This is a genomic window from Mesorhizobium sp. 113-3-3, assembly GCF_016756495.1.
Taxonomy (GTDB): domain Bacteria; phylum Pseudomonadota; class Alphaproteobacteria; order Rhizobiales; family Rhizobiaceae; genus Mesorhizobium.
On sequence record NZ_AP023243.1, the window covers coordinates 3,423,268 to 3,440,401 of the forward strand.

At 63.9% G+C, this 17,134-nt stretch carries 20 protein-coding genes; 15 read left to right on the forward strand and 5 right to left on the reverse strand.

Annotated elements, in window-relative coordinates:
• Positions 1–14: 14 nt before the first annotated feature.
• Positions 15–224: a TOBE domain-containing protein gene (locus JG746_RS16655; RefSeq protein ID WP_063172453.1), complete on the reverse strand. Its 210-nt coding sequence runs from the start codon at positions 222–224 to the stop codon at positions 15–17.
• A 209-nt stretch (positions 225–433) separates the two neighbouring features.
• On the opposite strand from JG746_RS16655, the gene modA reads away from it, so the two are divergent.
• From modA to JG746_RS16675, 4 genes are all read left to right on the forward strand, one after another.
• Entirely contained in the window at positions 434–1,228 is a 795-nt protein-coding gene (modA, locus tag JG746_RS16660; RefSeq protein ID WP_202359116.1) for a molybdate ABC transporter substrate-binding protein, read from the forward strand.
• A 20-nt stretch (positions 1,229–1,248) separates the two neighbouring features.
• A complete protein-coding gene (gene modB, locus JG746_RS16665) occupies positions 1,249–1,953 on the forward strand; it encodes a molybdate ABC transporter permease subunit (protein ID WP_202359117.1) in 705 nt (234 codons plus the stop codon).
• Positions 1,950–3,062: a molybdenum ABC transporter ATP-binding protein gene (modC, locus tag JG746_RS16670; protein ID WP_202359118.1), complete on the forward strand. Its 1,113-nt coding sequence runs from the start codon at positions 1,950–1,952 to the stop codon at positions 3,060–3,062. Before modB ends, modC begins: the two co-directional genes overlap by 4 nt.
• Before the next feature lie 91 nt (positions 3,063–3,153).
• The gene (locus JG746_RS16675; protein ID WP_010910183.1) at positions 3,154–3,495 is read left to right on the forward strand and encodes a winged helix-turn-helix domain-containing protein; all 342 of its coding nucleotides are present in this window, start codon (positions 3,154–3,156) and stop codon (positions 3,493–3,495) included.
• 84 nt (positions 3,496–3,579) lie between these two features.
• On the opposite strand, the gene cobF is transcribed toward JG746_RS16675, so the two are convergent.
• Positions 3,580–4,344 (reverse strand): precorrin-6A synthase (deacetylating), encoded by a 765-nt coding sequence (cobF, locus tag JG746_RS16680; RefSeq protein WP_202359119.1) that lies wholly within the window; start codon positions 4,342–4,344, stop codon positions 3,580–3,582.
• Positions 4,345–4,513: 169 nt separating this feature from the next.
• On the opposite strand from cobF, the gene JG746_RS16685 reads away from it, so the two are divergent.
• The 6 genes from JG746_RS16685 to JG746_RS16710 all read left to right on the forward strand — a co-directional run bounded on the left by JG746_RS16685 (position 4,514) and on the right by JG746_RS16710 (position 10,136).
• On the forward strand, positions 4,514–5,530 hold the full coding sequence (locus JG746_RS16685; protein WP_202359120.1) for a DUF4424 domain-containing protein: 1,017 nt from the start codon (positions 4,514–4,516) through the stop codon (positions 5,528–5,530).
• The gene (locus JG746_RS16690) at positions 5,530–6,048 is read left to right on the forward strand and encodes a dihydrofolate reductase (protein WP_202359121.1); all 519 of its coding nucleotides are present in this window, start codon (positions 5,530–5,532) and stop codon (positions 6,046–6,048) included. The genes JG746_RS16685 and JG746_RS16690 overlap by 1 nt, the downstream gene beginning before the upstream one ends.
• A 168-nt stretch (positions 6,049–6,216) precedes the next feature.
• Positions 6,217–7,332, forward strand: coding sequence for an FtsH protease activity modulator HflK (gene hflK / locus JG746_RS16695; protein WP_202359122.1), 1,116 nt, complete (start codon positions 6,217–6,219; stop codon positions 7,330–7,332).
• A complete protein-coding gene (gene hflC, locus JG746_RS16700) occupies positions 7,332–8,282 on the forward strand; it encodes a protease modulator HflC (RefSeq protein ID WP_202359123.1) in 951 nt (316 codons plus the stop codon). Before hflK ends, hflC begins: the two co-directional genes overlap by 1 nt.
• Positions 8,283–8,285: 3 nt before the next feature.
• Entirely contained in the window at positions 8,286–8,474 is a 189-nt protein-coding gene (locus JG746_RS16705; RefSeq protein WP_202359124.1) for a DUF2065 domain-containing protein, read from the forward strand.
• Between the two features lie 147 nt (positions 8,475–8,621).
• Positions 8,622–10,136, forward strand: coding sequence for a DegQ family serine endoprotease (locus JG746_RS16710; protein ID WP_202359125.1), 1,515 nt, complete (start codon positions 8,622–8,624; stop codon positions 10,134–10,136).
• A 31-nt stretch (positions 10,137–10,167) separates the two neighbouring features.
• Here JG746_RS16710 and JG746_RS16715 read toward each other — a convergent pair whose 3' ends face one another.
• The gene (locus JG746_RS16715; protein ID WP_202359126.1) at positions 10,168–10,740 is read right to left on the reverse strand and encodes a GNAT family N-acetyltransferase; all 573 of its coding nucleotides are present in this window, start codon (positions 10,738–10,740) and stop codon (positions 10,168–10,170) included.
• Positions 10,737–11,624 carry a phosphoserine phosphatase SerB gene (serB, locus tag JG746_RS16720; RefSeq protein ID WP_202359127.1) on the reverse strand — a complete coding sequence of 296 codons (888 nt, stop codon included), beginning with the start codon at positions 11,622–11,624 and terminating at the stop codon, positions 10,737–10,739. Before serB ends, JG746_RS16715 begins: the two co-directional genes overlap by 4 nt.
• Between serB and miaA the strand changes: the two genes are divergently transcribed.
• Both miaA and JG746_RS16730 read left to right on the forward strand, forming a co-directional pair.
• The gene (gene miaA, locus JG746_RS16725) at positions 11,614–12,579 is read left to right on the forward strand and encodes a tRNA (adenosine(37)-N6)-dimethylallyltransferase MiaA (protein ID WP_202359390.1); all 966 of its coding nucleotides are present in this window, start codon (positions 11,614–11,616) and stop codon (positions 12,577–12,579) included. The two genes, serB and miaA, sit on opposite strands and share 11 nt — an antisense overlap.
• A gap of 104 nt (positions 12,580–12,683) precedes the next feature.
• On the forward strand, positions 12,684–13,475 hold the full coding sequence (locus JG746_RS16730) for a GGDEF domain-containing protein (protein ID WP_202359128.1): 792 nt from the start codon (positions 12,684–12,686) through the stop codon (positions 13,473–13,475).
• Positions 13,476–13,701: 226 nt separating this feature from the next.
• Here JG746_RS16730 and JG746_RS16735 read toward each other — a convergent pair whose 3' ends face one another.
• On the reverse strand, positions 13,702–15,534 hold the full coding sequence (locus JG746_RS16735; RefSeq protein WP_202359129.1) for an ATP-binding protein: 1,833 nt from the start codon (positions 15,532–15,534) through the stop codon (positions 13,702–13,704).
• A gap of 154 nt (positions 15,535–15,688) precedes the next feature.
• Between JG746_RS16735 and JG746_RS16740 the strand changes: the two genes are divergently transcribed.
• From JG746_RS16740 to JG746_RS16750, 3 genes are read left to right on the forward strand one after another with little or no spacing between them, the layout of a single operon-like run.
• Complete coding sequence (locus tag JG746_RS16740) at positions 15,689–16,252, forward strand: helix-turn-helix domain-containing protein (RefSeq protein WP_202359130.1); 564 nt, start codon at positions 15,689–15,691, stop codon at positions 16,250–16,252.
• A 4-nt stretch (positions 16,253–16,256) separates the two neighbouring features.
• The gene (locus JG746_RS16745) at positions 16,257–16,565 is read left to right on the forward strand and encodes a hypothetical protein (RefSeq protein WP_095202239.1); all 309 of its coding nucleotides are present in this window, start codon (positions 16,257–16,259) and stop codon (positions 16,563–16,565) included.
• A 30-nt stretch (positions 16,566–16,595) separates the two neighbouring features.
• On the forward strand, positions 16,596–17,126 hold the full coding sequence (locus tag JG746_RS16750; RefSeq protein ID WP_202359131.1) for a GNAT family N-acetyltransferase: 531 nt from the start codon (positions 16,596–16,598) through the stop codon (positions 17,124–17,126).
• Positions 17,127–17,134 lie beyond the last annotated feature (8 nt).

The following is a 17,134-nucleotide window of genomic DNA, read 5'->3' on the forward strand; positions in this document are numbered from 1 at the left end:
TCGCGCTTGGCCCGTCAGTCGATACCGACCATCACGTCCGAGGCCTTGACCACGGCATAGGCCTGCTTGCCCTTTTCGAGCTTCAGGTCAGCGACCGCTTCGTTGGTGATCGAGGCGGTGACGATGGCGCCGCCGCCAATGTCGATCCTGACATGCGAAGTGGTGGCTCCCTTGACGATTTCGGTGATCGTTCCCTTGAGCACGTTGCGGGCGCTGATCTTCATTGGGCTCTCCTTTGCTTTTATGCATGTCGTTCTCCCAAGCCGAGGTCACTTTTGGGCGGCATACATTAGGGTTTCCCGGTCGTCTTAGCAGAACAATCGACGAGACATAGGCGTTTCGCAAGCCGCCAGGCCTTCCCTTGTTATATTCATACGGATATATCGATCGGCAGGCTTCGCGCCGACGGATTTCAAACCAGGGAGAGTTTTCCATGACGCGCAAGGGTTTCGGGCTGAAGGCAATCGCCATTGGCGGTTTCGCCGCGACGTTGATGGCGGTAGCGCCGGCCGCGCATGCGCAAGACAAGGTCGTGGTGTTCGCGGCGGCCAGCCTCAAGGACGCGCTCGATGCTGTGAACAAAGCCTGCGAGGCCGATGTCGGCGAGGCCGCGACCATCTCCTATGCGGCAAGCTCGGCACTCGCCAAGCAGATCGAGGGCGGTGCACCGGCCGACGTCTTCATCTCGGCCGATCTCGACTGGATGAAATATCTTTCCGACAAGAAGCTGACCAAGCCCGATACCGAGGTGAAGCTGCTCGGCAACGAGATCGTGCTGGTGGCGCCGAGGGATTCGACGGTTGCAACCAAGATCGAGAAGGGTTTCGACCTCGCCAAGCTGGTCGGCGACGGCAAGCTCGCCATGGGCGACTTCAAGGCGGTGCCGGCAGGCAAGTACGGCAAGGCGGCGCTGGAATCGCTGGGCGTCTGGTCGTCGGTCGAGGGCAAGGTGGCGCAGGCCGAGAATGTGCGCGCGGCGCTCAAGCTGGTTTCGACAGGCGAGGCCGCTCTCGGCATTGTCTATGCCACCGACGCGCATGCCGAGAAAGGCGTCAAGGTCGTGGGCACCTTCCCGGAGGATTCGCATCCGCCGATCATCTATCCGGTTGCCCAGACCGCCGATTCGAAGGACAAGGATACGCCGGCGTTCCTCAAATGCCTGCAGTCCGCCAAGGCCGGTGCGCTCTTCAAGGAACAGGGTTTTACCGTGCTCACGCCGAGCAACTGAACAGGGCCTGATAGCGCAATATGAACTGGCTGCTGGACCTCACTCCCGACGAATGGAATGCGGTCCGGCTGTCCATCAAGGTGGCGAGCGTGGCGATGCTCGCCAGCCTGCCGCCTGGCATTCTGATCGCATTGCTGCTTGCCCGCGGACAGTTCTGGGGCAAGACGCTGCTCAATGGCTTGGTTCACCTGCCGCTGACCCTGCCGCCTGTTGTGACCGGCTATCTCCTGTTGTTGGCCTTCGGCAAGCGCGGCCCGGCCGGTGCCTTCCTGGCCGAGCATTTCGGCATCGTCTTCTCGTTCCGCTGGACCGGTGCGGCGCTGGCCTGCGGCGTCATGGGCTTTCCCCTGATGGTGCGGGCGATCCGGCTGTCGATCGAGGCGGTGGACCGCAAGATGGAGGCGGCGGCAGGCACACTTGGCGCCAATCCTTTGTGGGTGTTCGCCACCATCACGCTGCCGCTGATCCTGCCCGGGCTCATCGCCGGCGCCATACTGGCCTTCGCAAAGGCCATGGGCGAATTCGGCGCGACCATCACCTTCGTCTCCAACATTCCGGGCGAGACGCAGACGCTGCCGTCGGCGATCTACACTTTTACGCAGGTGCCGGGCGGCGATGAGGGCGCGCTGCGGCTCACATTGATCTCGATCGTCATTTCGATGGCGGCACTGGTGGCCTCGGAAGTGCTGGCGCGGCGGGTCGGGCGGCGGATGGACATCGAATGAGCGTTCTCGTCGACATCAGCCATCGGCTTGGCGACTTCGCAATCGCGGCGCGCTTCGAGAGCGCCGGGCGGCTGACGGCGCTATTCGGGCCGTCCGGTTCGGGCAAGACCACGTTGATCAACATGGTCGCCGGCCTGATCCGGCCCGACAGGGCGCGCATCGAGGTCGACGGCCGGGTGCTGGTCGACACTGCCAAGGGCATTTTCGTGCCGAAGCACAAGCGCCGCATCGGCATGGTGTTCCAGGATGCGCGGCTGTTCCCGCATATGAGCGTGGCCGGCAATCTGCGCTACGGCCGCTGGTTCACGCCCGCACAGGAGCGTTATGCCGACATGGATGCCGTCGTCGAATTGCTCGGCATCGGACCTCTGCTCGCGCGGCGCCCGGCAAAACTATCGGGCGGCGAGAAGCAGCGCGTGGCGATCGGCCGGGCGCTGCTGGCCAGTCCGAAACTGCTGCTCATGGACGAGCCGCTCGCCTCGCTCGACGAGGCACGCAAGGCAGAAATCCTGCCCTATATCGAACGGCTGCGCGACGAGACGAAAATCCCGATCGTCTATGTCAGCCATTCGGTTGCCGAGGTGGCGCGGCTGGCGAGCGACGTGGTGATGCTGGCGCAAGGCAAGGTGGTTGCCAGCGGTGCGACCGAGGCTGTCATGCAGAGGCTTGACCTGTTGCCGGTGGAAGAGCGCGGCGAGGGCGGCGCGGTGCTGGACACGAAAGTGCTGCGCCACGACGAGGTGTTCGGCATGACCGTGCTCGGCTCGGCCGCCGGCGAGATCCGCGTGCCGCGCCTGGCGATGAGGACAGGCGCTTCCGTGCGCATCCGCATCCGTGCCCGCGATGTGATGATCGCCACGGAGAAGCCGACCGGGCTCAGCGCGCTCAACATCCTGCCCGGCACGATCGTCGCGATCAGCCCGGGCGAGGGGCCGGCGGTCGAGGTCGGCATCGACTGTCATGGCGCAGCCGTGCTCGCCCGCATCACCGAACAATCGCGGCAGGCGCTGAAACTGCGGCTTGGCGGCAAGGTTTTTGCCGTGATCAAGACAGTCAGTTTCGACCGGGCCAACACCGGCGCCGGCCTGCCGCTCGAGGCCGATAGCTGACAGGGGTGGCGATCGGCGCTATATTGTTTTGGAATAACGGTATCGCCGAAGTGGCTTCGGCAGGAGTCCTGGTGACCGCGGAGGAACAAAGATGCCATCGCTGAGCTTGCGGATAAATCTCGACCCCGACGGTCGGATCGGTCCGGGCAAGATCGAGCTTCTGGAGCAGATCGCCACCTTCGGTTCGATCTCGGCCGCCGCGCGCGGCATGGAGATGTCCTACAAGCATGCCTGGGACCTGGTCGAGGACATGAACCGGGTGTTCGGCAAGCCGCTGGTCGCCGCGCAGACCGGAGGCCGCAAGGGCGGCGGCGCGCAGCTGACGGCCATTGGGCTCGCGGTGGTCAGCCGCTTCCGCGCCATCGAGCGCGCGGCCACCGCGGCTGCTGCGACACACATGGATGCGCTGCAGGCGGAGATCGATGCGGGCTAGGGGGCAGCAGTAGGGCAGTCAGTCGTGGCTGTCTTCAAGCACAGAAAATTCCTTCACCTACTGCCGTACTCCCCTATTGCCTTCCTATTCGCCGGGCTTGCGCAGCAGATAGGTGTCCATGATCCAGCCCTTTTGCCGGCGGGCTTCCTCGCGGACCTTTTCGATCTCGGCGCCGACATCGCCAAGGCGGCCGGCGATGATGATCTCGTCCGGCGTGCCGAGATAGGCGCCCCAATGGATGGTGACTTCCGGGTCGGCAAGCGTGTTGAAGGCGCATTTGCCGTCCAGCATGACGATTGTGCTGTCGGCATTGTCGGCCAGACCTTCCTCGGTCAGCCTGCGGCCGGTGGTGACCAGGATCGAATCGCCGATGCGGTTCAGCGCCGTCTTGTGGCTGGCGGCAAGCGCCTGGATGGCTGATATGCCGGGTATAACCTCCAGTTCGAAGGCGACATTGTTCCTCAGGCGCACCCGCTCGAGGATGCGCAGCGCGCTGTCGTAGAGCGAAGGGTCGCCCCAGATCAGGAAGGCGCCGCAGCCATTTTCCGCAAGCTCGTCGCGGATCAGGCGTTCGTAGATGGCGGCGATGGCCTCGTGCCAGTCGTCGACGGTCGAGCGGTAGGACGATGTCGGCTCGGCGCGAACAGGCACGTCGAATTCGACGCGGCGCGATTTCGGGTTGGTGACGAAGCGGTCGCAGATCTCGCGCCGCAATTCGGCGAGGTCGTTCTTCCTGGCGCCCTTGTCGGGGATGAACAGCACCTCGGCGCGGTTCAGGCCTGATATGGCCTGGACGGTCATGTGGTCGGGATTGCCGGCGCCGATGCCGATGACGAGAAGCTTGCGCATGAAGCGAACTCCTGCCCGATCGCAACCTGTTAGTCCAGACCGCTCGCGTGTCCAGACCGCTGCTAGCGTGTCCAGACCGCTGTGGCGTAGTCACGCAAGCGGAAGGGCTTTGAAACGTCACATTGAAACGGCTAGGGTCACGAGGGCATTCTTGCCGAGGGGGGCTTCGATGTTGCGATATGTTCTGGCTGCGGCGCTGGCGTTTCCGGCGGCACCCGCATTGGCCAACGATTCGGTTGCCGAGCTCGGCACCGGCGGCCTGATCCTGTCGCGCAGCGATGCGGTCGCGATGCAAAGCGAGGACCTCTTCATCTCGCCCGAAAAGGTGACAGTCGACTACGTCTTCCACAACAACACCGATCGGGATGTCGATGCGATCGTCGCCTTCCCGATGCCCGATATTTCGGGTGATCCGGAAGAGATGCCGGCGATTCCTGAAAACCAGAGCGACAATTTTTTGGGCTTCGAGGTAACGATCGACGGTGCCGCTGCAAAGCCTCAGCTCGAGCAGAAGGTGTTCGCGCTCGGCATCGACATCAGCGCCGATCTCAAGGCGCAGAATGTGCCGTTCAACCCATTCGGCGACGCCGCCAAGGCGGCATTGGCGAAGCTGCCGCAAGCGGTGGCCGATGACTGGGTCAACCGCGGCATCATCATCGAGGACACCGCCGACGACGGCAGCGGCATGAAATCCACCTATGCGCCGTTCTGGCAATTGCGCTCGACCTACTGGTGGCGCTCGACCTTTCCGGCCAACAAGGACGTTCACGTTTCCCATCGCTACAAGCCGAGCGTCGGCGGCACGTCGTCGGTCAGCTTCTTCTATGACGGCCAGTTCCAGGGGCAGTATGCGGCATACAAGACCCGCTACTGCATGGACGACACGTTCGAGAACGCGGTGCGGAAGGCGGCCAAGGACAATCCCGACGGCTATCCCCAGTACAACGAAAGCCGCATCGCCTACATCCTGACCACCGGCGGCAACTGGGCGGCGGGCACAATCGGCAAGTTCAAGCTGACCATCGACAAGGGCAATCCAAAAGCCCTGGTCTCGTTCTGCGGCGACAATGTCAAAAAGGTCGGGCCGACGACCTTCGAGATGACCGCGAACGATTTTTACCCGGAGCACGACATCGATATTCTCCTGCTCGAACCGTCGGACAGCAATGGCGGGGACGCGAACTGATGCATGTCGCAATCTACGTCGCCATTGCCGAGAACGGCGTGATCGGGCGGGAAGGCGGACTGCCCTGGCGGCTCTCCACCGACCTCAAGCGCTTCAAGGCCGATACGATGGGCAAACCCATCATCATGGGCCGCAAGACCTATCAGGGCATCGGCAGGCCGCTGCCGGGCCGGCTGAACATCGTCGTCACCCGCGACAAGGCTTGGCGCGCCGAGGGCGTCGAAGTGGCGCATACGCTGGAAGCCGCCATTCAGCTGGCAACGGTGCGCGGACGCTGCATGACCGGCGTGGACGAGGTCTGCGTCATCGGCGGCGGCGAGATCTATGCCCAGGCGCTGCCGCTGGCCGACCGGCTGCACGTTACCCATGTGCTGGCCGCCATCGACGGCGACGCGCATTTCCCGCCGATCGACCCCCAGACATGGCGCATGGTCAGTTCGCAGGAGGTTGCGGCCGGGGAAAAGGACAGCCATGCAACGCGCTATTCGGTTTATGAGCGCCGCCGCCCGATACTTTGATGGACAAACAGTGCATTGAAGGACGACAAAGGGTCGCTACCGGCCCAAAACGGATGATGTCGGCGGCGCATCGCGTTGAAAGCGTGCCGTGGCGTCCCTATAGAAGAACAACACTGGATTTGCGCCGTAACTCCGGCGCTTGAGGGAATTCCAAGCGAAAGGACATTCATGCCCTGGAACGACAAGAGTGGCGGAGGCGGCGGCCCGTGGGGCGGCGGCGGTAACAATCAGGGGCCCTGGGGGCAGGGGCCAAAGGGGCCAAGCGGCCCGCAAGGATCGCCCCCCGACCTCGAAGACATTATCCGCCGCGGCCAGGACCGGCTGCGGCGCGCTCTGCCCGGCGGTGGTGGCGCCAGTCCCGCGGTGTTCGGGCTGATCGCGGCGGTGCTGGTCGTTCTGTGGGCCTTCCAGGCGGTCTATACGGTGCAGCCCGACGAGGTCGCGGTCGAACTGCGTTTCGGCAAGCCGAAACCCGAACTCTCGCAGCCTGGGCTGCATTTCCATTGGTGGCCGCTTGAAACCGTCGAGACGGCCAAGATTTCCGAGCAGCTTGTCGATATTGGCGGCGGCAACACCAGCGGCAACGGCCTGATGCTGTCGGGCGACCAGAACATCGTCAACGTGCAGTTTTCGGTGGCCTACCAGGTCTCCGATCCCCGCGCCTATCTGTTCGACGTCTCCGATCCGGACGGCATGCTGCGGCAGGTCGCCGAAAGCGCCATGCGCGAAGCCGTCGGCCGCCGGCCGGCACAGGACATTTTTCGCGACGACCGCCAGGGCATAGCGGCCTCGGTGCGCGAGATCATCCAGACGACGCTGGACGGCTACAAGGCCGGTCTCAACGTCAACGCCGTCTCGATCGAGGATGCGGCACCGCCGCGCGAAGTGGCCGATGCGTTCGACGAGGTGCAGCGCGCCGAGCAGGACGAGGACAAGTTCGTCGAGCAAGCCAACCAGTATTCCAACCAGAAGCTTGGCCAGGCGCGCGGCGAGGCGGCACAGATCCGCGAAGACGCGGCCGCCTACAAGAACCGCGTGGTGCAGGAAGCCGAAGGTGAGGCCCAGCGCTTCATCTCGGTCTATGACGAATACGCCAAGGCGCCGGATGTAACCCGCAAGCGCCTCTATCTGGAAACCATGGAGAGGGTTCTGAAGGACTCGAGCAAGGTCATCGTCGAGCAAGGCAACGGACAAGGCGTCGTGCCCTATCTGCCGCTGCCGGCATTGCAGCCGAAACCGCCGGCTCCGGCCGCACCCGCAGTGAACACGGGAGGTACCCAGTGATGGCCAACCGTCTTCCCATTTTCGTCGTCATCGCGGCGGTCATCCTGTTCCTGATCTATTCCTCGGTCTTCGTGGTCAATGCACGCCAGCAGGCGCTGGTGCTGAGGTTCGGCGAGATCGTCGACGTCAAGAGCGAGCCCGGCATCTATTTCAAGGCGCCGTTCTCGTTCTTCGACGCCGATACGGTGCAGCTGATCGAGAACAGGGTGCTGCGCTTCGACCTCGACAACATCCGCGTCCAGGTATCGGGCGGCAAGTTCTATGAAGTCGATGCCTTCATCGCCTATCGCATCTCGGACCCGCGCGTCTTCCGTGCCGCCGTCTCCGGTCAGATCGAACTGGCCGAGGCGCGGCTGAGGACGCGTCTCGACGCTGCCTTGCGCCGCGTCTACGGTCTGCGCGACTTCGAAGCGGCGCTCTCGGAACAGCGTGCGGTGATGATGCGCGAAGTGCGCGATCAGCTCCGGCCCGACGCCACCTCGCTCGGCCTGCAGATCGAGGATGTCCGCATCCGCCGCACCGACCTCACGGCCGAGGTTTCACAGCAGACCTACGACCGCATGAAGGCGGAACGCCTGGCCGAGGCCGCGCGGCTTCGGGCACGCGGCAATGAAGCGGCACAACGCATCACGGCACGCGCCGATCGTGAAGTGGTCGAGATCGTTGCCGAAGCGCAAAAGGAATCCGAGATCCTGCGCGGCGAGGGCGAAGCCCAACGCAGCGCCACCTTCGCGGACGCCTACAAGCGCGATCCGGCCTTCTTCGACTTCTACCGGTCGATGAATGCCTATGGCACGGCCCTGGACAATACCGGAACGACCATGGTGCTGTCGCCGAGTTCGGAGTTCTTCCGCTACTTCCGCGATCCGGACGGCAAGGAAGGGCCGGCGAAACCGACGCCGACGGCACCCGCCGCGCCGGCAACACAACCCAGCACCGGCCAGCAATAGCCGGTGCAGGATTTCTTCGCGGCGATAGGCCTGGTCCTCGTCATAGAGGGCCTGGTCTATGGCGGCTTTCCCGGCTTGGCGAAGAAGCTCGCGAGCGAGGTGCTGTCGATGCCGGAGAACGCATTGCGGATCGCCGGGCTGGTTGCGATCGCCATCGGCGTCGGCATCGTCTGGTTGGTGCGGGGCGCATGAGATGGCCGGTTTTCGTCGGCGGCAAACGGAGGATTAATCCTCTGCCGATAGTCGTAGCCGCAAACGTGCCGTATTTTTTGCCAACATAGCGCAACGCGGTTTTTTGCCGTTGCGCTTTCTCTTTCAGAAAGACCGGGAGGCTTCTCGATGACATCCATACTCCTTTTGCGCGCGGCACGGCGGACGTTCATCGCCGGCACGGCAGCGCTTCTTGTCGGCACCGTCGCCGTCCCGTCCTTCGTGACGCCGAGCTTTGCTGCCGACGGACCTGCTTCGGTGGCCGACTTGGCGCAAGGCCTGCTCGGCGCGGTGGTCAACATCTCGACCTCGCAGACGGTGAAGGGCACGGAAGGGCCGGGTGCTGTGCCGATGCCGCAGCTTCCCGAAGGCTCGCCCTTCCAGGATTTCTTCGACGATTTCTTCAAGAACCGCGGTGGCGACAAGGACAATAGCGCGCAGAAGGTGCAGTCGCTGGGATCCGGCTTCGTCATCGATGCCGAGCAAGGCATCGTCGTCACCAATAATCACGTGATCGCGGACGCCGACGACATCGAGGTCAACTTCTCCGATGGCGTGACGCTGAAGGCGACGCTGGTCGGCACCGACACCAAGACCGACGTCGCGGTGCTGAAGGTCGATCCGAAAGGCCACAAGCTGACGGCGGTGAAGTTCGGCGATTCCACCAAGATGCGTGTCGGCGACTGGGTGATGGCGATCGGCAATCCGTTCGGCCTCGGCGGCACGGTCACTGTCGGCATCGTCTCGGCGCGCAACCGCGACATCAATTCCGGCCCCTATGACGATTTCATCCAGACCGACGCGGCGATCAACCGCGGCAATTCGGGCGGACCGCTGTTCAACAGCGCCGGCGAAGTCATCGGCATCAACACCGCCATCATTTCGCCGTCCGGCGGCTCGATCGGCATCGGCTTCTCCATTCCCTCGCAACTCGCCTCGGGCGTCGTCGACCAGTTGCGCCAGTTTGGCGAGACGCGGCGCGGCTGGCTCGGCGTGCGCATCCAGCCGGTGACGGACGACATCGCCGAAAGCCTCGGCATGGCAACCGCCAAGGGCGCGCTGGTCGCCGGCGTCATCAAGGGCGGACCTGTCGACAACGGCACCATCCAGGCCGGTGACGTCATCATCAAGTTCGACGGCAAGGACATCCATGAGATGCGCGACCTGCCGCGCGTCGTCGCCGAAAGCCCCGTCGGCAAGGCCGTCGACGTGCTTATCGTGCGCAAGGGCGTCGAGCAGACGGTGAAGGTGACGCTCGGCCGGCTCGAGGATGGCGAGAAGCTGGCCAGCGGCGAGAACGGCAATACCGACCAGGACAAGGGCAACAAGGCTCCGGCCGTTTCGACCGCCTCGGTGCTCGGCATGACCGTCGGCGAACTCAATGACGAGACGCGCAAGAAGTTCAGCATCGCCGCCGATGTCTCCGGCGTCGTCATCACAGATGTGGCCAAGGACTCGGCCGCCGCCGAGCGCGGCATCCAGCCGGGCGAAGTGATCACCGAGATCGCGCAGGAATCGGTGGCCACGCCCAAGGATGTCATGGACCGGATCGGCGCGCTGAAAGAGCAGGGCCGCAAGAACGCGCTTTTGATGCTGGCGTCGAAGACCGGCGAGCTGCGCTTCGTGACGATCCGGATGGATTGAGATTTCAGTCCACGACCTTCAAAAAAGGCGGCTAACCAGCCGCCTTTTTTCTTGCCTGCCAGCCCTCGCGCGACAGCCGGTAGAGCACATGCCGCTTGAGCATGGGATGGCTGTCGGGAATGCTGGGATGGTCGAAGTCAGCCGATGGGTCGGCCGTCATGCCGAGGCGTTTCATGACAGCGGTCGAGCGGTGGTTTTCCGCGACGGCGAAGGAAACGATCTCATTGACGGCCAATGTCTCGAAACCGTAGGCCAGCCAGGCTTCCGAGGCCTCGGTGACATAGCCCTTGCCCCAGAATTCAGGCGCCAGCCGCCAGCCGATCTCGATTGTGTCGGCCGGCAGCGATGGCACATCATCGGTCGCGAGGAGGCCGACGAAACCGATGCATTCGCCGGTCGCGGCAAGCTCGGCCGCGGCGAAGCCATAGCCGTCCTCTTCGATCCAGGCGCGGAATTCGTCCATCTTGGCATCCGCGGCGGCACGGTCGCGGCGGAACGGGAAGAATTCCATGACGCGCTCATCGGAATTGATGCGATGGAAGAGCTCGCGGTCGCGGTCTTCCCAGTTGCGCAGGATGAGGCGCTCGGTGTGCATTGGTTTCATTGGACGATTTCCTCACTGCGGTAACCCTGAAGGTAGAGCAATGCGGTGAGGTCGCCATGGTCGATGCGAACCTTGGCCTGCGCCGCCACGGTCGGCTTGGCGTGCAGCGCGACACCGGTGCCGGCGAGGCGGATCATGTCTAGGTCGTTGGCGCCATCGCCGACGGCAATGGCATCGGCCGGCGTCAGGCCGAGCCGCGCGGAAATTTCGAGCAGGGCCTCGGCCTTGGCGGCGCGGCCGAGGATCGGCTCGCCGACCAGACCGGTGAAGCGTCCATCCTGTTCGAGCAGGCGGTTGGCGCGGTTTTCCTGAAAGCCGAGCATGGCCGCTATGCGCGTGGTGAACACCTCGAAGCCACCCGAGACCAGTGCCGTCCAGGCGCCGTTGGCGCGCATGGTCTGGACCAGTGCGCGGCCGCCCGAGGCCAAGGTCAGCCGATTGGCGACGATGCGGTCGACGACGGCGGCATCGAGCCCCTTCAAAAGCGCGACGCGTTCGCGCAAGGCCGGCTCGAAGGCGATCTCGCCATTCATCGACCGCGCGGTGATCGCCGCGACGTGCTCCTTGACGCCGATCTCATCGGCCAGCTCGTCGATGCATTCCTGGTCGATCATGGTCGAATCCATGTCGGCGATGAGGATCTTCTTGCGGCGCGTTTCGGCCTGCTGGACGATCACATCGACCGGTTCCCCAGCCAATGCGGTGCGCAAAGCGGCGCTCATATCGGCGGCGTCAGCCTCTTGCGGCAAGGCAAGATCGCAGGCAATGCCTTCGGCCAGCCAGACGACAGTGCTTGCGCCCACCGACCGCGAGGCCATATTCGCAAGCGACGGCGACAGCGCGCGGTCAGCGGGACGGGAAACAAGCGTGGCAATGAGCGGCATCGAGAATTCCGGCGCGGATGCGGGCGAAGGCCGCGTGAAGAACGCGATCCTGATAGCCGGGCCGACCGCCAGCGGCAAGTCGGCATTGGCGCTCGACCTCGCGGAGCGCGCGGGCGGCGTCATCGTCAACACCGATTCCATGCAAGGCTATTCGGTGCTCGACGTGCTGACCGCGAGGCCGCAGCCGGCCGACCTCGCACGGGTGCCGCATTTTCTCTACGGCCACGTCCATCCCGCCACCGCCTATTCGACGGGTGCGTGGCTGCGCGATGTGATGAAACTCATCGACGATGGCGAACTGTCGCGGCGGCCGGTCTTCGTCGGCGGCACCGGCCTGTACTTTCGCGCGCTGGCCGAGGGTCTTTCGGAAATGCCCGACATTCCGCCGCGCATCCGCGACCGCTGGCGCTACGAGTTGAGGGAACAAGGCGCGGTCAAGCTGCATGGCCTGCTGTTGCGCGAGGATTCGAGAGCCGCCATGCAGCTCAAGCCAACCGACAGCCAGCGCATCGTGCGGGCGCTCGAAGTGCTCGACGCCTCCGGCCGTTCGATCCTGGACTGGCACGCGGAGCGCGGCCGGCCGCTCATCGACAGGCAGACGGCGCGTTTCCTGGTCATCGAGCCGGACCGGGCCGCGCTGGTCGATCGCATTGAAAGGCGCTTTGACCAGATGTTGGACAAGGGCGCGCTGGAGGAAGTCAGGCAACTAGCGGCCCTTCGCCTTGATCCGGACCTGTCGGCCATGAAGGCGATCGGCGTTCGCGACCTGCAGGCCGCGATGGCCGGAGAGCTAAGCTTTCCCGAGGCGATCGAGCGCGCCAAGATCGCAACCCGGCAATATGCCAAGCGGCAGGCGACCTGGTTTCGCAATCAGCTGGGGCCGGAATGGCAGAGATTGCGCCCCGGTGACGATCTCGAAACCACGATCCAAACACTTGTTGCTAATGCAACTTAAAAAGTTGACCATGACAGAAGGGTTCGCGCCGAAGTTGCCGGGATTAACGCTCCGTAAGGCGGTCCGTGCCATAAGGTCGATGGGCACTTTTCCATGGGGAGCAGATGCGTTTCCATAAGGCGGAATCCGCATTTTTCGTCTTTATTTTCGTGATCCTGGCCGCTGGTCTGGTGACGCTGCACGCCTATGGGCTCCTGCAATCCTTCGCCATGGAACTCCATACCCAGTCTGGCCTGGACAAGGTCATCTACCTCAACAAGCTGTTGTTCGCGACCGGCGTGCTGCTCGCGACCGCACTGTTTTTCGGCATCTTCTTCATCTATCCGCTGATCCGCAAACAGGCGACGGAAGAAGGCAAGCTGCGCGCCATGACGGTTTCGCTCAGCGCCCGCTCCGAAACGCTTGAGCACGCCGCGCTGACGGACAGCCTGACCGGCATGCAGAACCGGCGCTATTTCGACGATGCGCTGAAGGAGTATCTCGAGGAGTTCCGCCGCATCGAGAAGCCGGTCGGGCTGATGATCCTCGATCTCGACCATTTCAAGCAGGTCAACGACACCCACGGCCACGATGTCGGCGATGAGGTGCTCAGGGCCGTGGCCAGCTGCCTGAAGGACATGACGCGCTACCACGACGTGGTGGCGCGGCTCGGCGGCGAGGAGTTTGCCGTGGTCACGCCCAATATGGAGGCAGAGCTGCTGGCCAAGTTCGCCGAGCGCATCCGCAAGGCGATCGCCAACATGTCGATCCTTTCGGGCAATGTCCGGCTCAAGATCACCACCAGCGTCGGCCTTGCCGTATGGGACCGCAAGGAAACGGCCGAGGAATTTTATCGCCGCGCCGACCGCCAGCTCTATGAAGCGAAGAGGCAAGGCCGCAACCGCGTCTGCGCCTAAAATCCCGCCACTAAATTCGTGATGCTGGCCGCTTGATGCCGACTTCTGCGCTCCCGGTGCTCACGGACTCAATGTCCGCTCCGCTCCGGTTCTCGAAGTCGACACCAATCGACTCAGCCTGACGAATTTCCTGACGGGATTTACCCAAGTTTTCCACCGAAGCTTGCCCTTGGAAGCGCGATGTGGGCTTTCAGAGCTGCCCGCAAATCGGGGTGACGCCCAGGGTTCAGTCGTTCTGGGGGCGCAGGCCGAAGGTGGCGGGCTTCAGGCCGTAGCGCATGTCGAAATCGTCGTCCGATTGCACGCGGGCAGTCGCCGGCTTGCGGTAGTCGGGATCGCCGGCCTGGCGGCCGGAATCGACCACCTCGGCGAAGGCCATCGCCTGTGGGGTGGGTTTCGGCACGTTGCGCAGCCGCTCGACGATCGCCACCAGGTCGACATCGTCGCCGGTCTTCGGCGACTCGACCTCTTCGCGCTTGGCCGTGCCGGGAAGCAGGTGGCTGGGCAGTCTTTCGAACTTCAGCCGCATGGTCGTCGCCACGCCTTCGCCGAAGGCGATGGCCTCGCGCTGGCCCATGGACGACAGGAAGGCAAGCGTGGAGGCGGACGAGTCGGCGATGGCCGAGCGGATGATCGCCTGGTCCTGCTCGTTGGCGAGCCGCATGGCGAAGAAGGTCGAACATTGCGACAGGATGGTCGGGTCGAGCTCGCCCGGACGCTGCGTGACGACGCCGAGATAGCAGCCATATTTGCGGCCTTCCTTGGCGATGCGCGACAGCGCGTGCCGGGTCGGCGCGAAGCCGAGACGCGGATCGGCCGGCATATAGCGGTGCGCTTCCTCGCATAGAAACAGGAGTTGCAGCTTGCCCTCGCTCCACAGAGCGAGGTCGAAGGCCAGGCGCGCCAGCACCGAACAGACAGAGTTGACCACTTCGGAGGGCATGCCGGCCATCTCGAAGCAGGTCACCGGCCGGCCGTGATGCGGTACGCGAAAAATGTTGCCGATCGTCTCGTGGATGGTGTCCTCGATCAGGCGCGAACTGAACATGAAGCGGTAGCGCGGATCGGCGGCGGCCGATTCGATGCGCGTCTTCAGCGATTTGAGCGTCGGGCGCTCGTTCTTGCTTTCGAGCATGCCCATGCGCTCGTCGATCTGCTTGAGCAGGTCGGCGATGCGGTAAGGCACGGGCGTATCGGCGGTCAGCGCGTCATTGCCGCGCCTGAGATAAGCACCTGAATTCGGGTTGCGGTAGAGATTTTTGGCAAGCGGAATGAGGTCGCGCAGGGCGTCGATTTCTTCCGGGTCGGTCTCACGACCGCGAAACAGCACCTCGGCGAATTCCTCGAGCTTGAACATCCAGAACGGCAGGTCGAGCGTCTTGGAATCGACCCTGACGCAATATTCAGGCAACGAGCTCGCAAATTCATTGTGCGGGTCGAGGATCAGGATGCGCAGATCGGGGCGTGCCTCGATCGATTTGCGCAGCAGCAGCGAAACGGCCGTGGATTTGCCGACGCCGGTGGTGCCGACAATGGCGAAATGGCGCGCCAGCGTGTCGTCGATGGCGATGTTGGCGGCGATCGACTCGTCCTGCGCCAGCGAGCCGATGGTAATGGAATGGCGACCGGCCAGATCGTAGACGGCCTGCAGGTCGCGGCTGCGGATGCGGTGCGCGACCGCGCCGATATGCGGATAGGTGGTGATGCCGCGGTCGAAGATCGGCTTGGCGCCGGGCTCGGCGCCGTCGCGCACTTCGCCGATCAGCTCGATGCTGACCTCGATGGCGTTCTGGCCTTCATTGCTCCAGGCGCGGTCGGATTTGCCGATGCCATAGACGAGGCCCACGGTTCGCGTCGTGCCCAGATTGATCGAGATCATCTTGCCGACCGTCCAAAGGCCGGTCACCGCGCCGTCGACGTCGTCGGCATAGGCGCTGATGGTGGCGCGCGCGCCGTCGCATTGCACGACATTGCCCAGGATGCGACGGTCGTTCTGCTCTGCGTTGCGGCGCTCCTGCGATGTCGGTTCTCCGACGGAAGCTTCGCGTTCGACATACATGGACAGGCCAATCCCCATTTCCCTGGAGATCGGACCCTAACGGAATGGGGTTAAGGTCGGATGAGGTCGGATGGTGTAGAGAGGATTAAGCGCCCTGCGAAAATTGTCGCGACACGGCTCTTCTCCATCTCCGATATTTCGCTATAATGGACGAATGGATGATATAGCGAACGATATTTCTTCGACGATCGGCCGGCGAATTCACACCGAGAGGGTCATGCGGGACTGGTCGCTGGCCGAACTCGCCGAGCGGTCCGGTGTTTCCAAGGCGATGCTGAGCACGATCGAGCGCGGCATGACCAGCCCGACGGCGGCCCTTCTGGTGCGCATCGCGGCAGCCTTCGGCATGACGCTGTCGACCCTCATCGCGCGGGCGGAATTGCAAGGTGGCGGGGTGCTGCGCGAGGCCGACCAGCCGGTGTGGCGCGATCCCGATACAGGCTATGTCAGGCGGCATCTGTCACCGGCCGGTGACATGCCGCTCGAACTGATCAAGGTGCATCTGCCGGCGGGCGCCAGGGTCAGCCTGCCGGCGGCTTCCTATGCCTTCATCAAGCAGCAGATCTGGCTGATTTCCGGACGGCTCGAATTCACCGAGGGCGATGTGGTGCACAGGCTCGAACCCGGCGACTGCCTGGCGCTGGGCGCGCCTTCGGACTGCACCTTCCACGCCATGGAGACAGGCGCCGACTATCTCGTCGCGCTGGTCAGAGGCTGAGATCATGGCGAGACGTCCAAAGCGCTCCCACAATGGGGGGCCGCCTCTTGATGAGTACAAGGGGCCACCCTGGGGCAAGGGCGATCCCTACATCTTCCTCGCCTGGCAGGCCGCGCACGCCAAGGCGTGGAAGGCGCCGAGCCGCGAAGTGATGCTGATGCGCATGGACAAGGCCGAACGGCTGGGCCTGACCTATGAGGAATACACGCTCGAGATCCTGGAGCGCGGACGGCATCTGAGGGAAGAAGACACCGAGCGCATCAGCGCCATCAAGGCCGCGCGCAAGCGACGGCGCGTGCGCCATCTCGACTGACGCCCATTCATCGTTTCCAGAGGACCAGGCATGAATTCCATTGAAATCGAAGCGCTCGGCGCCAGTGCGCAAACGTTGGCGATGCTGGCTGATCTGCTGGTCGAAACGGTTGCGGCCGGTGGTTCCGTCAGCTTCATGCATCCGCTGGCACCGGAAGCGGCAAGCGCGTTCTGGCAGAAATCCCTGGCCGCGGCGGCAAAGGGCAAACGGGTGGTGCTCGGCGCCTGGGACGGCAAGACCCTGATCGGCACCGTCACGCTGCTGCTCGACTTCCCACCCAACCAGCCGCACCGGGCCGAGATCGCCAAGCTGATGACATCGGTCGAACACCGGGGCAGGGGTATCGGAACGCGGCTGATGCGGGCCGCGGAGCGTCTCGCCGTGGAGAAGGGGCGCACGCTGCTGGTTCTGGATACGGCGACGGAAGAGGGCGCCTCGGGCCTCTACAAAAAACTCGGTTTCACCCAGGCCGGGGAAATACCCGACTTTGCGCTGAAGCCGCATGGCGGGCTGACCGGCACGCTGATCTACTGGAAGCGCATCGGCGCTGCATCGCGATAGGCCGCACC